General features: G+C 68.1%; 16 protein-coding genes. 15 read left to right on the forward strand and 1 reads right to left on the reverse strand.

Annotated features, from left to right (window positions below):
* Window positions 1-14: 14 nt before the first annotated feature.
* On the reverse strand, window positions 15-2,561 hold the full coding sequence (locus AC1MBE_RS00555) for a DEAD/DEAH box helicase (protein ID WP_479780075.1): 2,547 nt from the start codon (window positions 2,559-2,561) through the stop codon (window positions 15-17).
* A 123-nt stretch (window positions 2,562-2,684) separates the two neighbouring features.
* On the opposite strand from AC1MBE_RS00555, the gene AC1MBE_RS00560 reads away from it, so the two are divergent.
* The 15 genes from AC1MBE_RS00560 to secG all read left to right on the forward strand — a co-directional run bounded on the left by AC1MBE_RS00560 (window position 2,685) and on the right by secG (window position 21,438).
* On the forward strand, window positions 2,685-3,461 hold the full coding sequence (locus AC1MBE_RS00560; RefSeq protein WP_479780076.1) for a trans-aconitate 2-methyltransferase: 777 nt from the start codon (window positions 2,685-2,687) through the stop codon (window positions 3,459-3,461).
* A gap of 202 nt (window positions 3,462-3,663) precedes the next feature.
* On the forward strand, window positions 3,664-5,466 hold the full coding sequence (locus AC1MBE_RS00565; protein WP_479782703.1) for an ABC transporter ATP-binding protein: 1,803 nt from the start codon (window positions 3,664-3,666) through the stop codon (window positions 5,464-5,466).
* Between the two features lie 92 nt (window positions 5,467-5,558).
* Window positions 5,559-7,322, forward strand: a complete 1,764-nt coding sequence (locus AC1MBE_RS00570) for an ABC transporter ATP-binding protein (RefSeq protein ID WP_479782705.1) — start codon at window positions 5,559-5,561, stop codon at window positions 7,320-7,322.
* The gene (locus tag AC1MBE_RS00575) at window positions 7,319-7,711 is read left to right on the forward strand and encodes a GntR family transcriptional regulator (RefSeq protein WP_346958161.1); all 393 of its coding nucleotides are present in this window, start codon (window positions 7,319-7,321) and stop codon (window positions 7,709-7,711) included. The genes AC1MBE_RS00570 and AC1MBE_RS00575 overlap by 4 nt, the downstream gene beginning before the upstream one ends.
* A gap of 186 nt (window positions 7,712-7,897) precedes the next feature.
* Window positions 7,898-10,753, forward strand: a complete 2,856-nt coding sequence (gene uvrA, locus AC1MBE_RS00580; RefSeq protein WP_479782706.1) for an excinuclease ABC subunit UvrA — start codon at window positions 7,898-7,900, stop codon at window positions 10,751-10,753.
* Between the two features lie 339 nt (window positions 10,754-11,092).
* Window positions 11,093-11,761: a lysophospholipid acyltransferase family protein gene (locus AC1MBE_RS00585; protein WP_346958160.1), complete on the forward strand. Its 669-nt coding sequence runs from the start codon at window positions 11,093-11,095 to the stop codon at window positions 11,759-11,761.
* A 77-nt stretch (window positions 11,762-11,838) separates the two neighbouring features.
* Complete coding sequence (uvrC, locus tag AC1MBE_RS00590; protein ID WP_479780078.1) at window positions 11,839-13,848, forward strand: excinuclease ABC subunit UvrC; 2,010 nt, start codon at window positions 11,839-11,841, stop codon at window positions 13,846-13,848.
* Between the two features lie 122 nt (window positions 13,849-13,970).
* Entirely contained in the window at window positions 13,971-14,894 is a 924-nt protein-coding gene (gene rapZ / locus AC1MBE_RS00595) for an RNase adapter RapZ (protein WP_479780079.1), read from the forward strand.
* Window positions 14,894-15,913 carry a gluconeogenesis factor YvcK family protein gene (locus AC1MBE_RS00600; RefSeq protein ID WP_479780081.1) on the forward strand — a complete coding sequence of 340 codons (1,020 nt, stop codon included), beginning with the start codon at window positions 14,894-14,896 and terminating at the stop codon, window positions 15,911-15,913. Before rapZ ends, AC1MBE_RS00600 begins: the two co-directional genes overlap by 1 nt.
* A 10-nt stretch (window positions 15,914-15,923) precedes the next feature.
* Window positions 15,924-16,904, forward strand: a complete 981-nt coding sequence (gene whiA / locus AC1MBE_RS00605) for a DNA-binding protein WhiA (RefSeq protein WP_066438143.1) — start codon at window positions 15,924-15,926, stop codon at window positions 16,902-16,904.
* Between the two features lie 175 nt (window positions 16,905-17,079).
* The gene (locus AC1MBE_RS00610; RefSeq protein WP_479780082.1) at window positions 17,080-17,703 is read left to right on the forward strand and encodes a superoxide dismutase; all 624 of its coding nucleotides are present in this window, start codon (window positions 17,080-17,082) and stop codon (window positions 17,701-17,703) included.
* Window positions 17,704-17,984: 281 nt separating this feature from the next.
* Complete coding sequence (gene gap / locus AC1MBE_RS00615) at window positions 17,985-18,995, forward strand: type I glyceraldehyde-3-phosphate dehydrogenase (protein WP_175323313.1); 1,011 nt, start codon at window positions 17,985-17,987, stop codon at window positions 18,993-18,995.
* Window positions 18,996-19,005: 10 nt separating this feature from the next.
* A complete protein-coding gene (locus tag AC1MBE_RS00620) occupies window positions 19,006-20,232 on the forward strand; it encodes a phosphoglycerate kinase (RefSeq protein ID WP_479780084.1) in 1,227 nt (408 codons plus the stop codon).
* Between the two features lie 82 nt (window positions 20,233-20,314).
* Complete coding sequence (gene tpiA, locus AC1MBE_RS00625) at window positions 20,315-21,130, forward strand: triose-phosphate isomerase (protein WP_479780085.1); 816 nt, start codon at window positions 20,315-20,317, stop codon at window positions 21,128-21,130.
* A gap of 50 nt (window positions 21,131-21,180) precedes the next feature.
* The gene (gene secG / locus AC1MBE_RS00630) at window positions 21,181-21,438 is read left to right on the forward strand and encodes a preprotein translocase subunit SecG (RefSeq protein ID WP_018772994.1); all 258 of its coding nucleotides are present in this window, start codon (window positions 21,181-21,183) and stop codon (window positions 21,436-21,438) included.
* Window positions 21,439-21,484: the final 46 nt, after the last annotated feature.

The following is a 21,484-nucleotide window of genomic DNA, read 5'->3' on the forward strand; positions in this document are numbered from 1 at the left end:
CAGTTTACTAGCGGCTACAGGCGGTTCACGTCGGTTACGCGAACGACGGCGGTGCCGGTCTCGTCCGAGGCGGCCAGGTCCACCTCGGCGGAGATGCCCCAGTCGTGGTTGCCGGCCGGGTCGTCGAAGATCTGCCGCACCTTCCAGACGCCGGGCTCCTCGGTGATGATCAGCAGGCCGGGCCCGCGTGCGTCCGGGCCGGTCCCGATGTCGCCGTGCTCCTCGAAGTAGTCGTCCAGCGCGTCCTCCCAGCGTTCCGCGTCCCAGCCGGAGCCGCCGTCGAGCTCGCCCAACGCAGTGGCGGCCTCGTCGGCGAACAGTTCCACCCGCCGGAACATCTCGTTGCGGACCATCACCCGGAACGCGCGGACGTTGGAGGTCAGCGACGGCGGCGGGGGCGGCGGGGCGTCGTGCGGGGTCGGGGCGGCGCCGGAGGTGAGTTCCTCCCATTCGTCCAGCAGGCTGGAGTCAACCTGCCGGACCAGCTCGCCGAGCCACGCGATGAGGTCCTCGAGGTCCTCGCGCAGCGCATCCTGCGGCACGGTCTGCCGGAGGGCCTTGAAGCCGTCGGCCAGGTACCGCAGCACAATGCCCTCGGACCGGGCCAGCCCGTAGAACTGCACGAATTCGCCGAAGTTCATGGCCCGTTCGTACATGTCCCGGATCACGGACTTGGGCGCGAGCTCAAAGTCGCCGATCCACGGCGCGGCCTTCCGGTACACGTCGAAGGCCTCGCCGAGGATCTCCGCGAGCGGCTGCGGGTAGCTGACCTCCTCCAGCATGGCCATCCGCTGGTCATAGTCGATCCCGTCGGCCTTCATCGCGGCGATCGCCTCGCCGCGCGCCTTCTTCTGCTGGGCGGACAGGATCTGCCGCGGCTTCTCCAGCGTCGACTCGATCACCGAGACGACGTCGAGGGCGTACGACGGCGACTCCGGGTCCAGCAGCTCGAGGGCCGCGAGGGCGAAGGGGGAGAGCGGCTGGTTCAGGGCGAAATTCGCCTGCAGGTGCACGGTGAGCCGCACGCTGCGGCCGTCCGGGCCCTGCTCCGCGGGCGGGATGCGTTCGACGACGCCGGCGGCCAGCAGCTCACGGTAAATGCCGAGGGCTTTCTTCATCAGTTGGAGCTGCGCCCCGCGCGGCTCGTGGTTTTCGGTCAGCAGCCGGCGCGCTGCCTTGAACGGATCGCCCGGGCGTTCCATCAGGTTCATCAGCATCGCGTGCGTGACGGTGAAGCTGGAGCCCAGCGGGTCCGGCACGGACTCCACCAGCCGCTTGTAGGTGGGCTCGCCCCAGGACACAAAGCCCTCCGGCGGCTTCTTCTTCACCACCTGGCGCAGCTTCTTCTGGTCGTCGCCGAACTTCGCCGTGGCCTTGGCCATCGCCTTCACGTTTTCGATCACGTGCTCCGGCGCCTGGACCACCACGGTCCCGGCGGTGTCGTAGCCGGCCCGTCCCGCCCGGCCGGCGATCTGGTGGAACTCGCGGGAATTCAGCAGGCGGGTGCGGGTGCCGTCGTACTTGCTCAGTGCCGTCAGGAGCACGGTGCGGATGGGGACGTTGATGCCGACGCCCAGCGTGTCGGTGCCGCAGATGACCTTGAGAAGGCCGGCCTGGGCCAGCTGCTCGACGAGCCGGCGGTACTTGGGCAGCATGCCGGCGTGGTGCACGCCGATGCCGTGCCGGACCAGCCGGTTCAGCGTCTTGCCGAACCCGGCGGCGAAGCGGAAGCCGGCGATCAGCTCGGCGATCTTGTCCTTTTCCTCGCGGGTGCAGACGTTGATGCTCATCAGGTTCTGGGCCCGGTCGATCGCCTCGAGCTGGCTGAAGTGCACGACGTAGACCGGCACCTGTTTGGTGGAGAGCAGCTCCTCGAGGGTCTCGTGCACGGGGGTCTGCTGGTAGTAGAAGTGCAGGGGGATGGGCCGTTCGGCGGAACTGACCGTGGTCGTCGGCCGGCCCGTCAGCTCGGTGATGCCGTCTTCGAAACGGGTGACGTCGCCGAGCGTGGCGGACATCAGCAGGAACTGGGCCTGCGGGAGTTCCAGCAGCGGCACCTGCCAGGCCCAGCCGCGCTGCGGATCCGCGTAGAAGTGGAACTCGTCCATGATGACCGCGCCGAGCTCCGCGGCGGAACCCTCGCGCAGGGCGATGTTCGCCAGGATCTCCGCGGTGCAGCAGATGATGGGCGCGTCCTGGTTGACGCCGGAGTCGCCGGTGATCATGCCGACGTTCTCGGCGCCGAAAATCTCGCAGAGCGCGAAGAACTTTTCCGAGACGAGCGCCTTGATCGGGGCGGTGTAATAGCTGCGCGCACCGCGGGCCATCGCCTGGAAATGCGCCGCGATGGCCACCAGCGACTTTCCCGAGCCGGTGGGGGTCGCCAGGATGACGTTGGACCCGGCGGCGAGCTCCATAACAGCCTCGTCCTGGGCGGTGTACAGGGCGAGCCCGCGGCTCTCCGTCCATTCCACGAACCGGGTGTAGAGCTCATCCGGATCGAGGCCGGTCCTGCCGGGAACTCGGGCGGCCGGGGCGGGGAGCTGATCAACGAGTTTCATTGCCTTCCAGCTTAGTGGCCAGCGGCGCGGCCGGCGGCGCGCAACCCCCGGTCCATCCAGCCCCCGGCCGCCCCGCCGGGTTAGGCTTCGGCTGACAGAACCAGCGGTGAAGCGGAGGAATGCATGAAATGGGATCCAGCCAAGTACGTCCAGTTCGGGGACTACCGGGACCGGCCCTTTTTCGACCTGACCGCGCGCATCCAGGCGGACGGGCCGCGGCACGTCGTCGACCTTGGCTGCGGGCCGGGAAACCTGACGGCGGCACTGGCGGCCCGCTGGCCCGGCGCCGCGGTGGAGGGGCTGGATTCCTCCGCGGAAATGCTTGCCAAGGCCGGCGCCGTGGCGGCCGCAGCCGGCAACCTGTCCTTTAGCCAGGGGGACATCGCCGCGTGGATGCCGGCGCCGGACACCGACGTCGTTGTCAGCAACGCCGCCCTGCAGTGGGTGCCCGGGCACCGGGAACTGCTGCCCCGCTGGCTTGAGGCGCTGCGCCCCGGATCGTGGTTCGCGCTGCAGGTGCCGGGCAACTTCGACGCGCCCTCGCACACCCTCATGCGCGGGCTTGCCGCGTCGGACGAATGGTCCGGACGCCTTGACGGCGTGCTGCGGCACGACGACGTGGTGGGCGGACCGGACGAATACCTTGAACTGATGCTCGACGCCGGCTGCGACGCGGACGCCTGGGAAACCACATACCTCCAGCTCCTGCCGGGGGCCGACCCGGTGCTGGAGTGGGTCCGGGGAACCGGGCTCCGCCCGGTGCTTGCCGCGCTCACGGCGGAGGAGGGCGCCCGCTTCGAGGCCGACTACGCACGGCTCCTTAACGAGGCCTATCCGCCCGGCACGCACGGAACGGTGTTCCCGTTCCGGCGGATCTTCGCGGTGGCCCGCAAACGGTGAGAACTGCCCGGGCCGCCGTCGAGACACCGCTGCGCCCGGGCAACCGAGGCCAAACCGAGCCGCGTTTACGGATATGACACGCCGTGTGACAACTCTTGCCATGTGATGGGGCTTACAATGACAAAGCGGTCTGGGGGCGGCCGCCCTCTGGTCCGTATCCTCGCCCTGTTCTAGCGATGGAGGTTCGGTGCTACTAAGCCTGATGCGGCGGCTGCTCGCCGCCCACAGGAGGACCGTCCTGGCCATCATCTGCCTGCAGCTCGTGCAGACGACCGCTAACCTCCTGCTTCCCACACTGAACGCCGCCGTCATCGACGACGGCATCGTCGCCGGCGACACGCCGGTGATCCTCCGGCTGGGCGGATGGATGGCGGGGATCGCAGCCGTCCAGGTCGGTGCCGCCGTCGCCGCCGGCTACCTCGGCGCCGTCGTGGCCATGCGGGTGGGACGCGGGCTGCGTGAGGAACTGTTTGCCAAGGTCCAGACCTTTTCATCGCAGGAGGTGGGCGCGTTCGGTGCCCCCAGCCTCGTCACCCGGGCCACCAATGACGTCACGCAGATCCAGAACGTCACCGTCCTCGTATTCACCATGCTCGTCGCGGCCCCCGCCAGCTTCATCGGCGGCGTCGCCCTCGCAGTGCACCAGGACCTGGCGCTCTCCGGCATTGTGGTGGCCGTCATCCCGGTGCTGGCCGGGCTGATGCTGCTGATCGTGCGCAGGCTGATCCCGCTCTACCGGCACGGCCAGGAACTCATCGACCGGATCAGCCGGGTACTGCGGGAACAGATCATCGGCGCCAACGTCATCCGCGGCTTCGTCCGGCAGGACCATGAGATCCGCCGCTTCGACACCGCCAACCGTGACCTCACCCGCAACAATCTGGGCTCAGCGCTGCTGGTGGCCGGCATGAACCCGGTGATCATGGTGGTGGTCAACCTGTCCTCGGTCGCGGTTGTCTGGTTCGGCGGCCACCGGATCGAAGCCGGACAGATGCGCCTCGGCGCCCTGACCGCGTTCATCGCCTACATCCTGCAGATCCTGATCGCCATCATGATGGCGATGTACGTCTTTACGACCGCCCCGCGCGCGGCGGCCTGCGCCGAGCGCATCCAGGCTGTCCTCGACACCGAGCCGTCCATCGGCGCTCCCGCGCCGGAGAAGAGGCCGGACGCCGCAGCCGGCTCCGCGCCGGGCTCCGCGCCGGGCTCCGCGCCGGGCCTCGCGGCAAGCCCGGAACCAGGCCCCGGGCCGGCGGTGGCCGATGGCACCGTCGAGTTCCGCGAGGTCGTGTTCGCCTACCCCGGGGCCGAAGCGCCGGTGCTGGCCGGGGTCAGCTTCACCGCCGTCCCCGGGACGACGACGGCGATCGTCGGCGCCACGGGCAGCGGCAAGAGCACCCTGCTGAACCTGCTGCCGCGGTTCCTTGACCCGACGGCTGGCAGCATCAGCATCGGCGGCCGTGGGATCCGCTCGCTGCCGCTGGCGTCGCTGCGCCAAATGATGTCGCTGGTGCCGCAGCACTCCTACCTCTTCTCCGGGACCTTGGAGCAGAACCTGCGGATGGGCGGGCCGGCGGCGGACGAGGCGCAGCTGTGGCAGGCGCTGGAAACCGCCCAGGCCGCGGACTTCGTCCGGGACCTACCCGGCGGCCTCGACGCCCCGGTCAGCCAGGGCGGCACCAACTTTTCCGGCGGCCAGCGGCAGCGCCTGTGCATTGCCCGGGCATTGCTCCGGCCGGCCCCCGTCTACCTGTTCGACGACAGTTTTTCCGCCCTCGACTACGGCACCGACGTCCGGCTCCGGTCGGCGCTGGAGCCGCTGCTGCGGGCGGCCACCGTGCTGATCGTGGCCGAACGGCTGTCCACCATCGAGGACGCGGACCTGATCCTTGTGCTCGAGGACGGCCGGCTGGTGGCGCAGGGCTCCCATCACGGGCTGCTGGAGTCCTCCCGGACCTACCAGGAGATCGCCGCCTCCCAACTGGTCCTCGAGGAAACCCTGTGAGCGCCGGCTTCCCGGTGCAGGCCGGAACGGCCGGTGCCAAATGGCGGGTCGCCGGCCGGCTGCTGGGGCTGCTGAAGCCGGTGCGCCTTCGCATGGCCGGCGTCATCGCCGCGACGTGTTGCTTCGCGGCACTGAACGTGGCGGCGCCCAAATACCTCGGCGACGCCACCGACGTCGTAGTCCGCAGCGTGGTCGGCGGAGCCTTCGACGAGCAGCGGCTTGGCCGGCTGCTGCTCGCGGTGGCACTGATGTACCTTGGCGCCTCGCTGTTCAGCTGGATCCAGGGTGCCTTGACCGCAACAGCGGTGCAGCGGCTGAGCTACGGGCTCCGTTCATCCGTGGAACAGAAGCTGCACCTGCTGCCCTCCAGCCATTTTGACGACCAGCACCGCGGCGACGTACTCAGCCGGGCCACCAACGACGTTGACAACGTCTCGCAGTCACTCAACCAGCTGCTGAACCAGCTGATCATGTCGGTGCTGATGCTCTCCGGGGCCCTGGCCATGATGTTCTGGCTCTCGCCGCTGCTGGCGTTGATCGCGCTCGCCTCGGTCCCCGTCTCGACCCTCATTACGGTCATTGTGGCGCGCAAATCGCAAGCGCACTTCACCGCACAGTGGGGCAGCACCGGCGAACTGCACGCGCACCTGGAGGAGTTCTTCACCGGGCACGAAGTCGTGAAGGCCTTCGGCCGGCAGGACGCTGCGGCGGTCACCTTCAGGCAGAGCAATGACCGGCTCTTCCGGTCCGCCTCCAGCGCGCAGTACCTGTCCGGCGTCGTGCAGCCCCTGATGATCTTCGTCTCCAACCTCAACTACATCGCGGTGGCCGTAATCGGAGCGCTGCAGGTGGCCGCCGGCACCATGACGGTCGGCGGTATCCAGGCCTTTATCCAGTTCAGCCGGCTCTTCAGCCAGCCGATGGGCCAGATCGGCGGCATGCTCACCCTGATGCAGTCCTGCGTGGCCTCGGCCGAACGCGTCTTCGCGCTGCTGGACGCCCCGGAAATACCCCCGGACCCGGCTGAGCCGGCCGCCGGCGCCGCCCGGGCCGCCGCCCTGCGCGCCGCCGACGGCGGGGACGCCGCGCCCCCCGGGAGGGTCACCTTCGAAAACGTCACATTCGGTTATACGCCGGGTTCCCCGGTGGTCCAGGACCTCTCCTTCGCCGTCGAGCCGGGCCAGACCGTCGCGATCGTGGGGCACACCGGGGCCGGCAAGACCACGGTGGTCAACCTCCTGATGCGGTTCTACGAGCTGGACTCGGGCCGGATCACGGTTGACGGCGCGGACATCGCCGAACTGCCCCGCGACGTGCTGCGGTCCGCCTTCGGCACCGTGCTGCAGGACGCGTGGCTGTTCACCGGCAGCATCCGGGACAACATCGAGTACGGCCGGCCCGGCGCCAGCGACGAGGAGATTCTCGCCGCCGCGCAGGCGAGTCACGTGGACCAGTTCGTCCGGGCCCTGCCGGCCGGCTACGCCACGATGCTCGGCAACGACGGCGATTCCCTCAGCCGCGGCCAGCGGCAGCTGATCTCGATTGCCCGGGCGGAGCTGTCCGGCCGCAGCATCCTGATCCTCGATGAGGCAACCAGCTCGGTGGACAGCCGCACGGAGGTGCAGATCCGGCAGGCCATGGCCCGGCTCCGGCAGGGCCGGACCAGCTTCGTGATTGCCCACCGCTTGTCCACAGTCCGGGACGCTGATCTAATTCTGGTCATGGACCACGGACGGATTGTTGAACAGGGGAACCACCAGCACCTGATGGCGCGGGACGGACTGTACAGCTCGCTGTACCGCGCCCAGTTCGCCGGCAGCGAACGGGCTGAGGATGTCCTGGAGCCGGAACTGTGAGTTCCGGCGAGCGGACAGCCGGCCGTTTCCCCGGCAGCTGGAAGCCCAATGCCGGCAGCTCGGTGCCGCTCTTCGAGCAGCTCAGGCTGAACATCATCGAGCAGGCCAACAACGGCTCCCTGGCCCCCGGCACCCGGCTCCCGGCCGTGCGCAGCCTGGCGGGCGAACTTGGCGTGGCACCGCACACCGTGGCGCGCGCCTATAAGGAACTTGAGGCCGCCGGCGTCGTGGCGACGCAGGGCAGGAACGGCACGGTTGTCTGTGCCCGCGACGAGGCCTGGGGTTCGCTCACGGCCGCCGCGGCGGAGTTCGCGGCGGCGGCCAAAGCCCAGGGTGCCAGCTTCGCCGAGGCCGTCCAGCTGCTGGCGGCCGCGTACGACCGGCACTAGCACATCTTCTACTAGCACAACCTCCGCCCGAATAGATATTCGAAGAAGTTTTCGATTAGCATTGGAGGCGTGCCTAAAGCCTTAGCTGAAGAACCCGCCGTCGATGTCCAGTCCGCTGCCGCACCGGTGAAGCCCGGGAAAGCGGTCAGCCCGCAGCCGTCCAGCCCGGCGTCGGCGGGCGCGGAACTGGCCCGCCCCGACTTGTCCCGCCTCGTCGTTAAGGGCGCACGCGAACACAACCTGCGCAACGTCGACCTCGACCTGCCGCGCGACGCGATGATCGTCTTCACCGGCCTCTCCGGCTCCGGCAAGTCCTCCCTCGCGTTCGACACCATTTTCGCCGAGGGCCAGCGGCGCTACGTGGAATCACTCTCCGCCTACGCGCGCCAGTTCCTGGGCCAGGTGGACAAGCCCGACGTCGACTTCATCGAAGGCCTCTCCCCGGCGGTGTCGATCGACCAGAAGTCCACGAGCAAGAACCCACGCTCCACCGTAGGCACGATCACCGAGATCTACGACTACATGCGCCTGCTCTGGGCCCGGGTGGGGCGCCCGCATTGCCCCGTCTGCGGCGAGCCGGTCACCAAGCAGACCCCGCAGCAGATCGTCGACCAGCTCCTGGAACTGCCCGAGGGCACCCGGTTCCAGGTGCTGGCGCCGGTGGTCCGCGGCCGCAAGGGCGAGTTTGTCGAACTGTTCAAGGAGCTCACCGCGAAGGGCTACTCCCGGGCCCGGGTGGATGACAAGCTGATCCAGCTTAGCGATCCGCCCAAGCTGGGCAAGCAGTTCAAACACACCATTGAAGTGGTGGTGGACCGCCTGGTCGTGAAGGAGGGCATCAGCCAGCGACTCACCGACTCGGTGGAAACCGCGCTGGGCCTGGCCGAGGGCCGGGTGCTGGCCGAATTCGTTGACCTCGACGCCGACGATCCGGAACGGATCCGCGCCTTCTCCGAGCACCTCGCCTGCCCTAACGAGCACCCCCTCGCCATCGATGAGATCGAACCGCGCTCGTTCTCGTTCAACAACCCCTTCGGCGCCTGCTCCGCCTGCAGCGGCATCGGCACCAAGCTGGAGGTCGACGAGGAACTCCTGATCCCCAACCCGGAGCTCTCCCTCTCCGAGGGGGCCATCGCGCCCTGGTCGCTCGGCACCGCCACCACCGAGTACTGGAACCGGCTCCTCGGCGGCCTGGCCAAGGAAATCGGCTTCAAGATGACCACGCCGTGGGAGAAGCTCTCCACCGAGGCCCGGCAGACCGTGCTGCACGGCAAGGACCACAAGGTCGTGGTGCAGTACCGCAACCGCTTCGGCCGGGAACGCAAGTACAGCACCGGCTTCGAAGGCGTGGTCCAGTACGTGCACCGCAAGCACACGGAAACGGATTCCGACTCGGCGCGGGACCGCTACGAGGAGTACATGCGCCAAGTGCCATGCCCGGCCTGCAACGGTGCCCGGCTGAACCCGGCGTCACTCTCGGTGTTGATCAACGGCAAGTCGATCGCCGAGGTCGCCGCGCTGCCGATGCGTGAGTGCGCGCACTTCCTGGACACCCTGGTCCTCAGCGGCCGCGAGGCCCAGATCGCCCACCAGGTCCTCAAGGAGATCCAGGCTCGCCTGACCTTCCTGCTCGACGTCGGCCTTGAGTACCTGAACCTGGAGCGGCCCTCCGGCACGCTGTCCGGCGGCGAGGCGCAGCGCATCCGCCTTGCCACCCAGATCGGGTCCGGCCTGGTCGGGGTGCTGTACGTCCTCGACGAGCCGTCCATCGGGCTGCACCAGCGCGACAACCGCCGCCTGATCGAAACGCTCACCCGGCTCCGGGACCTGGGCAACACCCTGATCGTGGTCGAGCACGACGAGGACACCATCCACGAGGCCGACTGGGTGGTGGACATCGGACCGGGCGCCGGCGAGCACGGCGGCATGGTCGTCCACTCCGGCTCCTACCAGGACCTGTTGAAGAACACCGAGTCCCTGACCGGCGACTACCTGTCCGGGCGGAAGTCCATCGAAGTGCCGAAGAAGCGGCGCAAGTACGACAAGAAGCGTGAGCTCAAGGTTGTCGGGGCCAAGGAAAACAACCTGCTCAACGTGGACGCGGCCTTCCCGCTGGGCCTCTTCACCGCCGTCACCGGCGTCAGCGGCTCCGGCAAGTCCACCCTGGTCAACGAGATCCTCTACAAGGTGCTCGCGAACAAGCTCAACGGCGCCAAGCAGGTCGCCGGGCGGCACAAGACGATCCAGGGCCTCGAGCACCTGGACAAGGTGGTGCACGTCGACCAGAGCCCCATCGGCCGCACCCCGCGGTCCAACCCGGCCACCTACACGGGCGTGTTCGACCACATCCGGAAGCTTTTCGCGGAGACCAACGAGGCCAAGGTCCGGGGCTACCAGCCGGGCCGGTTCTCCTTCAACGTCAAGGGCGGACGCTGCGAGGCCTGCTCCGGCGACGGCACGCTGAAGATCGAGATGAACTTCCTGCCGGACGTCTACGTCCCGTGTGAGGTGTGCCACGGCGCCCGCTACAACCGCGAGACGCTTGAGGTGCACTATAAGGGCAAAACCATCGCGGACGTGCTGAACATGCCGATCGAGGAGGGCGCCGAGTTCTTCGCCGCGTTCTCGCCGATCGCCCGGCACCTGCGGACACTGGTCGACGTCGGCCTCGGCTACGTACGGCTTGGCCAGCCCGCCACGACGCTCTCCGGCGGCGAGGCGCAGCGCGTGAAGCTGGCCGCGGAACTGCAGAAGCGCTCGAACGGCCGCAGCATCTACGTGCTCGACGAGCCCACCACCGGGCTGCACTTCGAGGACATCCGGAAGCTCCTGATGGTGTTGCAGGGCCTGGTCGAAAAGGGCAACACCGTGATCACGATCGAGCACAACCTCGACGTCATCAAGAGCGCGGACTGGATCGTCGATCTGGGGCCCGACGGCGGTTCCGGCGGCGGCCGGGTGGTCGCGTCCGGTACGCCGGAGCAGGTCGCCAAGTCCAAGGACAGCCACACCGCGGCGTTCCTCGCCGATATCCTCGGCTGAGCCCGGCAAGTATTCCGGACAACGCGCCATCAAGGCCATGACGCGCAATTGCCCTGCCGCTGCCGGTATTCCGGCAGCGGCAGGGCATTACCGCGCCGCCGTGCGACCAGCAGGGCGGCACGAAAGTATTCCTGAAGGTGTATGCGAGTTTCTGGCATTCCCCTACTCGTGAGAAACTAAGGCCCGTGACGCCTACAACAGTGCCCGTAATCTCGCCCGACGGCGAACTGCACGCGGCCGGCGCCGTCGGGGTCGTGCACACCGCCACGGCGCTTCACGCTACGATCACCAGACTCTCCGAATGTCCGGGGACCACAGCCCTGAATGAGGTGCACACCATTGGCAATGTTTGACGCGATCCGCTGGACCACGCGCGGGCTCATTTCCTCCACGTGCCGGCCCACCGTCGTCGGACTCGAGAACGTGCCCAAAGAGGGCCCGTTTATCGTGGCGCCCAACCACCTGTCCTTTTTGGACAGCGTGATCGTCCAGGCGCTGATGCCCCGCCCCGTCGCGTTCTTCGCCAAGGCGGAATATTTCACCACGGGCGGCGTCAAGGGCAAGGTGATGAAGTCCTTCTTCGAGGCTGTCGGCTCCATCCCGGTGGAACGCGGCGAGCAGGCCGCCAGTGTCCAGGCATTGAAGACGCTGCTGGACATCCTCGACGCCGGCAAGGGCGTTGGAATCTACCCGGAGGGTACCCGCTCCCGCGACGGCATCCTCTACCGGGGCCGCACCGGCGTCGGCTGGCTTGCCCTCACCACGGGCGCCCCCGTGATCCCGGTCGGGTTGATCGGCACGGAGAACCTGCAGCCGGCGGACAGTAACAAGGTCACCCCGCAGCACTTCACCATGAAGGTGGGCGAGCCGCTCTATTTCGACAAAACCGGCCCGGACCACTCCCTGCCGGCGCGGCGCCAGGTCACGGACCGGATCATGGACGCGATCGCGGAACTCAGCGGACAGCAGCGGGCCACCACGTACAACCAGAGCAAGAGCGTCGATTAGCCGCGCCACAGCGCGGGTGTACCTCGTGCGGAGGGGCGCGGTCGGCTGCGCGCCGGCCGGCTCAGTAGAATGGACTGGTGGCAAATCCAGCTAGTTACCGCCCCCAGACGGGGGAGATCCCGACCAACCCGGGCGTTTACCGCTTTCGCGACCCGCACGGCCGGGTCATCTACGTCGGCAAGGCCAAGAACCTCCGCTCCCGGCTGAACTCCTACTTTGCGAACCCCGCGGGCCTGATGCCCAAGACCCACGCCATGGTGCACACGGCCAGCAGCGTGGAGTGGACCGTCGTCGGCAGCGAGCTGGAGTCCCTGCAGCTGGAGTACACCTGGATCAAGGAATTCAAGCCGCGGTTCAACGTCATGTTCCGCGACGACAAGTCCTATCCGTACCTCGCCGTCACGATGGGGGAGAAGTACCCGCGGGTACAGGTGCTGCGCGGCGAACGGCGCAAGGGAACCCGCTATTTCGGCCCTTACACGGCCGGCGCGATCCGCGACACCATGGACACCCTGCTGCGGGTCTTCCCGGTCCGCAGCTGCAGCGCCGGCGTCCTGAAACGTGCCGAAGCCAGCGGGCGGCCCTGCCTGCTCGGTTACATCGACAAGTGCGCCGCGCCCTGCGTCGGCCGGATCTCGGCCGAGGACCACCGCGCCCTGGCGGAGGATTTCTGCGCCTTCATGGGCGGCGAGGCGAAACGCTTCGTCTCGCGGCTGGAGAAGGACATGGCCGCGGCCGTCGCGGAGCTGGATTACGAACGGGCCGCCCGGGTGCGCGATGACATCATCGCGCTGAAAAAGGTCTTCGAACGCAACGCCGTGGTCCTGGCCGAGGACACCGACGCCGACGTGTTCGCGCTGCACGAGGACGAGCTTGAGGCCGCGGTCCAGGTCTTCCACGTCCGGGGCGGCCGGATCCGCGGCCAGCGCGGCTGGGTGGTGGAAAAGGTCGAGGACTCCACCACCCCTGACCTCGTGGAGCACCTGCTGCAGCAGGTCTACGGCGAGGAAGGCGAAAGCCAGGGCAGGATGCCCCGGGAGGTGCTCGTCCCGGCCGAGCCCAGCAACGCCGCCGAACTGGCCCAATGGCTCAGCGGGCTGCGCGGGGCCCGGGTGGACATCCGCGTCCCGCAGCGCGGCGACAAGGCCACGCTGCTCTCCACCGTCCGGGACAACGCCGAACACGCGCTCAAGCTGCACAAGTCCCGGCGTGCCGGTGACCTGACCATGCGTTCCCAGGCGCTGCAGGAACTGCAGGAAGCCTTGGACCTGCCGGTCGCGCTGATGCGGATCGAATGCTTCGACATCTCGCACATCCAGGGCACCAACGTGGTTGGCTCCATGGTGGTGGTCGAGGACGGGCTGCCCAAGAAATCCGACTACCGGAAATTCTCGGTCACCGGAGCCGCGGCCAACGACGACACCGCGGCAATGCACGACGTCCTGACGCGCCGCTTCCGGAACTACCTGCAGGAACAAGCCGACAAGACGGCCGAAGGTTCCGGACCGCTGGCCGCCGCCCAGGCCGCCGCGGTGGCCAACGCCCCGCTCACCGACACGACGACGCCGGCGCCCCGGACAAAGTTCGCCTACCCGCCCAACCTCGTCGTCGTCGACGGCGGCAAGCCCCAGGTGAACGCCGCGGCGAAGGCCCTGGCCGAACTCGGCATCGACGACGTCTACGTCGTCGGGCTCGCCAAGCGGCTCGAGGAGGTCTGGCTGCCGGACAGCGACTTCCCGGTCATCCTGCCCCGCGCCTCCGCTGGCCTGTACCTGCTGCAGCGGATCCGGGACGAGGCACACCGCTTCGCCATCTCCTTCCACCGGCAGAAGCGCGGCAAGGCCATGACGGTCTCCGCCCTGGACGGCGTGCCCGGCCTTGGCGACTCCAAGCGCAAGGCCCTGCTGAACCAGTTCGGCTCGGTTAAAAGCATCAAGGCCGCCAGCATCGAGGAGCTGACGGCCGCCAAGGGGATCGGGCCCGCCCTCGCCGGCGCGATCGTGCGGCATTTCAACGCGGACGACGGCGCGGACGGGCCTGTTGTCCCGGCCGTGAACATGACGACCGGCGAAATCCTCGAAACTTAGCTAGCACCGGCAATCTTAGCTAGGGTAAGGAGCTGAGGTATGGCCCGCGGGCGGCAGGCAACTGCCCCCGGACCGCGGGCGCACGGCAGAGCAGAGCAGACAGCAGAGATGGGGCACGACTGATGGCAGAGTCAACGGCAGGATCCGGCATGGAGGCGGACGGCTTGACCCCCGTCAAGCCGATTGAGGCCGAGCTGCTCGTGGTGACCGGGATGTCCGGGGCCGGCCGGAGCACCGCGTCGGATGCCCTCGAGGACCACGGCTGGTACGTCGTGGACAACCTTCCGCCGCAGATGCTCGGAACTCTCGCGGAGCTGGTCTCCCACGCGCCCGGCTCCATCTCCAAACTCGCCGTCGTCGTCGACGTGCGCAGCAAGGACCTGTTCGCGGACATCCGCACCGCGCTGCGCAACCTCGAGGCCAGCGGCGTCACCTTCCGGGTGCTCTTCCTGGACGCCAGCGACGACGTCCTGGTGCGCCGCTTCGAACAGGGCCGGCGCCCGCACCCGCTGCAGGGCGGCGGCAGGATCCTGGACGGCATCGCCGCGGAACGCGAACTGCTGCAGGAGCTGCGCGACTCGGCGGACATCGTCCTGGATACCTCGACGCTGAACGTGCACGGCCTCGCGACCGCCATCACCGAACTGTTCAGCGAAACGGGCCCCGTGGCGCTGCGCCTCAACGTCATGAGCTTCGGCTTCAAATACGGGCTGCCGGTCGATGCCAACTTCGTCGCCGACGCCCGCTTCATCCCCAACCCCCATTGGGTACCGCAACTGCGCCCGCACACCGGGCTGGACAAGGACGTCAGCGACTACGTGCTCGACGCCGAGGGTGTGGGCAACTTCGTGGAACGCTACGTGCTGGCGCTGGAACCCGTCCTGGACGGCTACCGGCGGGAGAACAAGCACTACGCGACCATCGCCGTGGGCTGCACCGGCGGCAAGCACCGCTCGGTCGCCGTCGCCGTCGAACTCTCACGGCGGCTGGCGCAGTACCCCCGGGTCACCGTCACCACCACGCACCGGGATCTGGGCCGCGAGTAATGGCGCTGCTTACCGGGCCGCTGCCCCTGGTTCCGGCCGCCAGCGCGGCCTCCGCCGGCCAGCAGGACAAAGGCCCCTCCGTGGTCGCCCTCGGCGGCGGCCACGGCCTCTCCGCCTCCCTCTCGGCCCTGCGCCTGCTCACCTCGGAGCTGACCGCCATCGTCACAGTTGCTGACGACGGCGGGTCCTCCGGGCGGCTGCGCGACGAGTACGGCGTGCTGCCGCCGGGCGACCTCCGGATGGCGCTGTCCGCGCTCTGCGACGACACCGACTGGGGCCGGACCTGGCGCGACGTCATGCAGCACCGGTTCAAGCCCGGCAAGGGCCGTGGCGGCTCGCTCGACGAGCACGCCATGGGCAACCTGCTGATCGTCACGCTCTGGGAACTGCTCGGCGACGCCGTCGTCGGACTGCAATGGGCCGGAGCGCTGCTTGGCGCCCGGGGACAGGTCCTGCCGATGTCCACCACCCCGCTCACCATCGAAGGCGAGGTCCGGGTCGCCCGGCCGGACGGCAGTTCGGTCCTGCAGACCGTCAGCGGGCAGGCCAAGTGCGCCGTCGCCGGCTCCCTCGAGGCCGTCCGGCTGCTGCCGGAATCCGCGCCGGCCTGCGTCGAGGCGCTGACCGCGATCGAACTCGCCGACTGGGTGGTCCTGGGCCCCGGCTCCTGGTACACCTCGGTCCTGCCGCACCTGCTGCTTCCCGAAATGCGCGACGCGCTGTGCAAGACGGAGGCGCGGCGCTGCCTGACGATGAACCTCGCCACCGACACCAAGGAGACCCTCGGGATGACCGCCGCGGACCACCTGCGCGTGCTGCACGACTACGCGCCGGAGTTCAGCGTCGACGTCGTGCTGGCCGACCCCGCCTCGGTGCCGGACCTCCCGGACTTCGAAAGGGCCGCCGGGATGCTCGGAGCAGAGGTGGTCTTGGGTAAAGTAGGGGCGTCGAGCCGCCGGCCGATCCACGACCCGCTGCGTCTGGCAACGGCGTACCACGACATTTTCGGGAACAGGTAGGGAAGGTGCCATGGCACTGACAGCATCAGTCAAGGAAGAACTTTCCCGGCTGGACATCAAGAAGTCCTCGGTCCGCAAGGCTGAAGTGTCCGCCATGCTCCGTTTCGCGGGCGGACTGCACATCATCTCCGGCCGGATCGTCATCGAGGCCGAAGTGGACCTCGCGTCCACCGCACGCCGGCTGCGTGCCGCGATCGCCGAGGTATACGGGCACCAGAGCGAGATCATCGTCGTCTCCGGCGGCGGCCTGCGCCGCGGCAGCCGCTACGTGGTCCGGGTGGTCCGCGACGGCGAGGCCCTGGCCCGCCAGACCGGCCTGCTGGATGCCCGCGGCCGCCCTGTCCGCGGCCTCCCCTCGGTGGTGGTGAACGGCTCCGCCGCCGACGCCGAGGCCGTCTGGCGCGGGGCGTTCCTGGCCCACGGTTCGCTCACCGAGCCCGGCCGTTCCTCGGCGATGGAAGTCACCTGTCCCGGCCCTGAATCCGCCCTGGCCCTCGTGGGCGCCGCCCGCCGCCTCGGCATCCAGGCCAAGGCGCGCGAAGTCAGGGGAGTGGACCGCGTCGTGATCCGCGACGGCGATACCATCGCCGCGCTGCTGACCCGGATGGGCGCACACGACGCGCTGATGGTCTGGGAGGAACGGCGGATGCGCAAGGAAGTCCGCGCCACAGCGAACCGGCTGGCCAATTTCGACGACGCCAACCTGCGCCGTTCGGCGCAGGCCGCCGTCGCGGCCGGAGCCCGGGTCGACCGGGCCCTGGAGATCCTCGGCGACGACGTCCCGGACCACCTCAAATACGCCGGCGAACTCCGCGTGGCGCACAAGCAGGCCAGCCTGGACGAGCTGGGCCGGCTCGCGGACCCGGTGATGACCAAGGACGCCATCGCCGGCCGGATCCGCCGCCTCCTGGCCATGGCCGACAAACGGGCACAGGACCTGGGGATCCCCGGCACCGAGGCGAATGTGACCCCGGAAATGCTGGACGAGTAGCCACCGGCCGGCCCCCGGGCCAGAATCGGATCCAGCAGCCGGGAATACCTCGGCGGGAGCGGAGGCTATGCCCACTGGATCCACATCCATAGACTTCCGGGTGTCCAACCATCCGGATGCACAATCCGAGAGTTAGCAAAACCGGACGAACCCGTCCACGACATTGGAGGATTTTGTGACCGAGTACGTACTGCCCGAACTTGACTACGATTACGCCGCGCTGGAGCCCCACATCTCCGCGAAAATCATGGAGCTGCACCACAGCAAGCACCACGCCACCTACGTCGCCGGCGCCAACAACGCGCTGGCCCAGCTGGCCGAGGCACGCGAGAAGGGCGACTTCGCCAACATCAACCGCCTCTCCAAGGACCTCGCGTTCCACACCGGCGGGCACGTCAACCACTCCGTGTTCTGGAAGAACCTCTCCCCGGACGGCGGCGACAAGCCCGAGGGTGAGCTCGCGGCCGCGATCGATGACGCCTTCGGCTCCTTCGACGCCTTCCGCGCCCAGTTCAGCGCCGCGGCCCTGGGCCTGCAGGGCTCCGGCTGGGGCTTCCTCGCCTACGAACCGATCGGCGGCAACCTCGTCATCGAGCAGCTCTACGACCAGCAGGGCAACGTGGCACTGGGCACCACGCCGCTGCTGATGCTGGACATGTGGGAGCACGCCTTCTACCTGGACTACGTCAACGTCAAGGCCGACTACGTCAAGGCTTTCTGGAACATCGTGAACTGGGCCGACGTCGCCAAGCGCTTCGACGCTGCCCGGAAGAACGCCACCGGCCTGATCACCCTCTAGGGGCGGTCCGACGGAACCGGCGCCCAGCCGAAATACCGGTGTAACAAAGTTCACATTTCGGACCGCTGGGCCCGAATTGTGGACTGCCCGCCCCCGCACTTGCGGGGGCGGGCCCACTTAAACGTAAGATGGATCACGGAAGGCGGTTAGCCTTCAGCAACGTGGCTGGTCGCCCTCCGATCTGGTAATCATCTCTGCCCAATGGCGTGCGGGATCTGTTAGTTGGCTTGAACGCCTACTCAACTAGTCGTGCTTGATAGAGCACCAAGGAGACTGAAAACGTGACGACACGTATTGGTATCAACGGCTTCGGCCGCATCGGCCGCAACTACTTCCGCGCCGCCCTGGCGCAGGGAGCGGACCTCGAGATCGTTGCAGTCAACGACCTCACCAGCCCGGAAGCCCTCGCACACCTCTTCAAGTACGACTCCGTCGGCGGCCGCCTGGCCGAAACCATCGAGGTCAAGGACGGCAACATCGTCGTCGACGGCAAGACCGTCAAGGTCCTCGCCGAGCGCGACCCGGCCAAGCTCCCCTGGGGCGAGCTGGGGGTCGACATCGTGATCGAATCCACCGGCTTCTTCACCAAGGCCGCCGATGCGCAGAAGCACATCGACGCCGGCGCCAAGAAGGTCCTGATCTCCGCCCCCGCCTCGGACGAGGACATCACGATCGTGATGGGCGTCAACGACGGCCTCTACGACAACGCCGCGCACAACATCATCTCCAACGCCTCCTGCACCACCAACTGCCTCGGCCCGCTGGCCAAGGTCATCAACGACTCGTTCGGCATCGAGCGCGGCCTGATGACCACCATCCACGCCTACACCGCCGACCAGAACCTGCAGGACGGCCCGCACAAGGACCTCCGCCGGGCCCGCGCCGCGGCCATCAACATGGTCCCCACCTCCACCGGCGCCGCCAAGGCCATCGGGCTGGTCCTGCCGGAACTCAAGGGCAAGCTGGATGGCTACGCCATCCGCGTCCCGGTCCCCACCGGCTCCGCCACCGACCTCACCGTGACCGTCTCCCGCGAGACCACCGTCGAGGAAGTCAACGCCGCGCTCAAGGCTGCGTCCGAGACCGAAGAACTCAAGGGCCTGCTGACCTACACCGACGAGCCGATCGTGTCCTCGGACATCGTCGGGGACCCGGCGTCGTCCATCTTCGACTCCGGCCTGACCAAGGTCATCGGCAACCAGGTCAAGGTTGTTTCCTGGTATGACAACGAGTGGGGCTACTCCAACCGCCTCGTCGACCTCACGGAGCTCGTCGCGTCGAAGCTGGGCTAGGGTAAGACCCATGACATTCCACACCCTCGACGAACTGATCGCTGATGGTGTCCGCGGGCGGTACGTTCTGGTCAGAAGTGACCTGAACGTGCCGCTCGACGGCTCTACAGTCACTGACGACGGCCGGATCAAGGCCTCCCTGCCAGTGCTGTCGAAGCTCACGGACGCCGGTGCCCGCGTGCTGGTCACGGCACACCTCGGCCGCCCCAAGGGCGCCCCGGAGGAGAAGTACTCGCTCAAGCCTGCCGTGGCGCGCCTGGCCGGGCTCGCGTCCTTCAAGGTGACCCTTGCCGGTGACACCGTGGGCGAAGCCGCCACGGCGGCCGCCGCCGCGCTGCAGGACGGCGAGGCCCTGGTCCTAGAAAATGTGCGCTTTGACGCCCGTGAGACGTCCAAGGACGACGCCGAACGCGGCGCCTTCGCCGACGAGCTGGTCGCCCTCACCGGCGACAACGGCGCCTTCGTTGACGACGCCTTCGGTGCCGTGCACCGCAAGCACGCTTCCGTCTACGACGTCGCCACCCGGCTGCCGTCCTACCAGGGCGACCTGGTCCGCACCGAGGTCGAGGTGCTGCGCAAGCTGACCACCGACACCGAGCGGCCCTACGTTGTCGTGCTGGGCGGTTCCAAGGTGTCGGACAAGCTCGCCGTGATCGCCAACCTGATCGGCAAGGCGGACACGATCCTGGTGGGCGGCGGCATGCTGTTCACCTTCCTCGCCGCCGCCGGCCACAAGGTCGCGGCCAGCCTGCTCGAAGCGGACCAAATCCCGGTCGTGCAGGACTACCTCAAACGCGCCGCGGACGCCGGCACCGAATTTGTGGTCCCCACCGACGTGGTGGTGGCCGCCAAGTTCGCCGCTGACGCCGACCACGAAACGGTGTCCGCCGACGCCATCGAGTCCAGCCGCTTCGGCACCTCCGGCATCGGCCTGGACATCGGACCGGACTCGGCCGCCGCGTTCGCGGAACGGATCAAGGGCGCCAGGACGGTGTTCTGGAACGGCCCGATGGGCGTCTTCGAGTTCCCCGCCTTCGCCGCCGGCACCCGGGCCGTCGCCCTGGCGCTGACGGAGACGGCCGCGTTCACGGTGGTGGGCGGTGGCGACTCCGCCGCCGCTGTCCGGACCCTCGGCTTCGCCGATGACCAGTTCGGCCACATTTCCACCGGCGGCGGCGCCAGCCTGGAATACCTTGAAGGCAAGGAACTTCCCGGCCTGAGCGTGCTGGACCGCTAGAACTCCCGGCCGGCCGGGTCCCCGTTCCGCACAGCGGGGACCCGGCCGGCTCTTTCACTGCAACGAATCTTTTGGAGATCAAGTGACAACGTCAACCAACGGCAAGTTCGACCGCAAGCCCTTCATCGCGGGCAACTGGAAGATGAACATGGACCACGTCCAGGGCATCACCCTCCTGCAGAAGCTGGCCTGGACCCTGTCCGACGCCAAGCACGACTACAGCCGGGTGGAGGTCGCCGTGTTCCCGCCGTTCACTGACCTCCGCGGCGTGCAGACCCTCGTCCAGGGCGACGAACTGGACGTCGCCTACGGCGGCCAGGACCTGTCGCAGTTCGACTCCGGCGCCTACACCGGGGACATCTCCGGGCAGTTCCTCGCCAAGCTCGGCTGCCGCTACGTCCTGGTGGGCCACAGCGAACGCCGCACCATCCACCACGAGTCCGACGAGGTCCTCAACGCCAAGACCCAGGCGGCCTTCCGGCACGGCATCACCCCGGTGCTCTGCGTCGGCGAGGGCCTCGAGGTCCGCCAGGCCGGCACGCACGTCGAGCACACGCTGGCCCAGCTCCGGGCCGGCGTCGAAGGCCTGAGCGCCGAGCAGGCCGCCGAACTCGTGGTCGCCTACGAGCCCGTCTGGGCCATCGGCACCGGCGAGGTCGCCGGACCGGAGGACGCCCAGGAAATGTGCGCCGCGATCCGCGCCGAGCTGTCCACCCTCTTCGACGCCCCGGTCGCAGCCAAGACGCGCTTGCTCTACGGCGGCTCGGTGAAGGCCAACAACGCCGCTTCGATCCTGAAGGAACGCGACGTGGACGGACTCCTGGTCGGCGGTGCCAGCCTGGACGCCGCCGAGTTTGCTAATATTGTCAGGTTCGAGAGTCACCTGCTGACGGATTAGTCCGGACACAGCTGTTGGCCCCCGCAATCCCCATCTTCTGAAAGGCCGTCGTGGACGTTCTTCATGTCATTCTGCAGGTGCTGCTGGGCATCACCAGCCTCCTGCTGACCTTGCTCATCCTGCTGCACAAGGGACGTGGCGGCGGTCTGTCCGACATGTTCGGCGGCGGCATGAGCTCCGGCCTCAGCTCTTCCGGCGTGGCTGAGCGGAACCTGAACCGCTTCACGGTCATCCTCGGAATCACCTGGGGCGTTGTGATCATCGCCCTCGGCCTGCTGATGCGCTTCAGCACCGGCGCGGACTCCTAGTACCCGCTTTCGCAAAACTGCATAAGGGGCCTTGCGGCCCTCCCGG

This window comes from Arthrobacter sp. BG5, assembly GCF_056680155.1.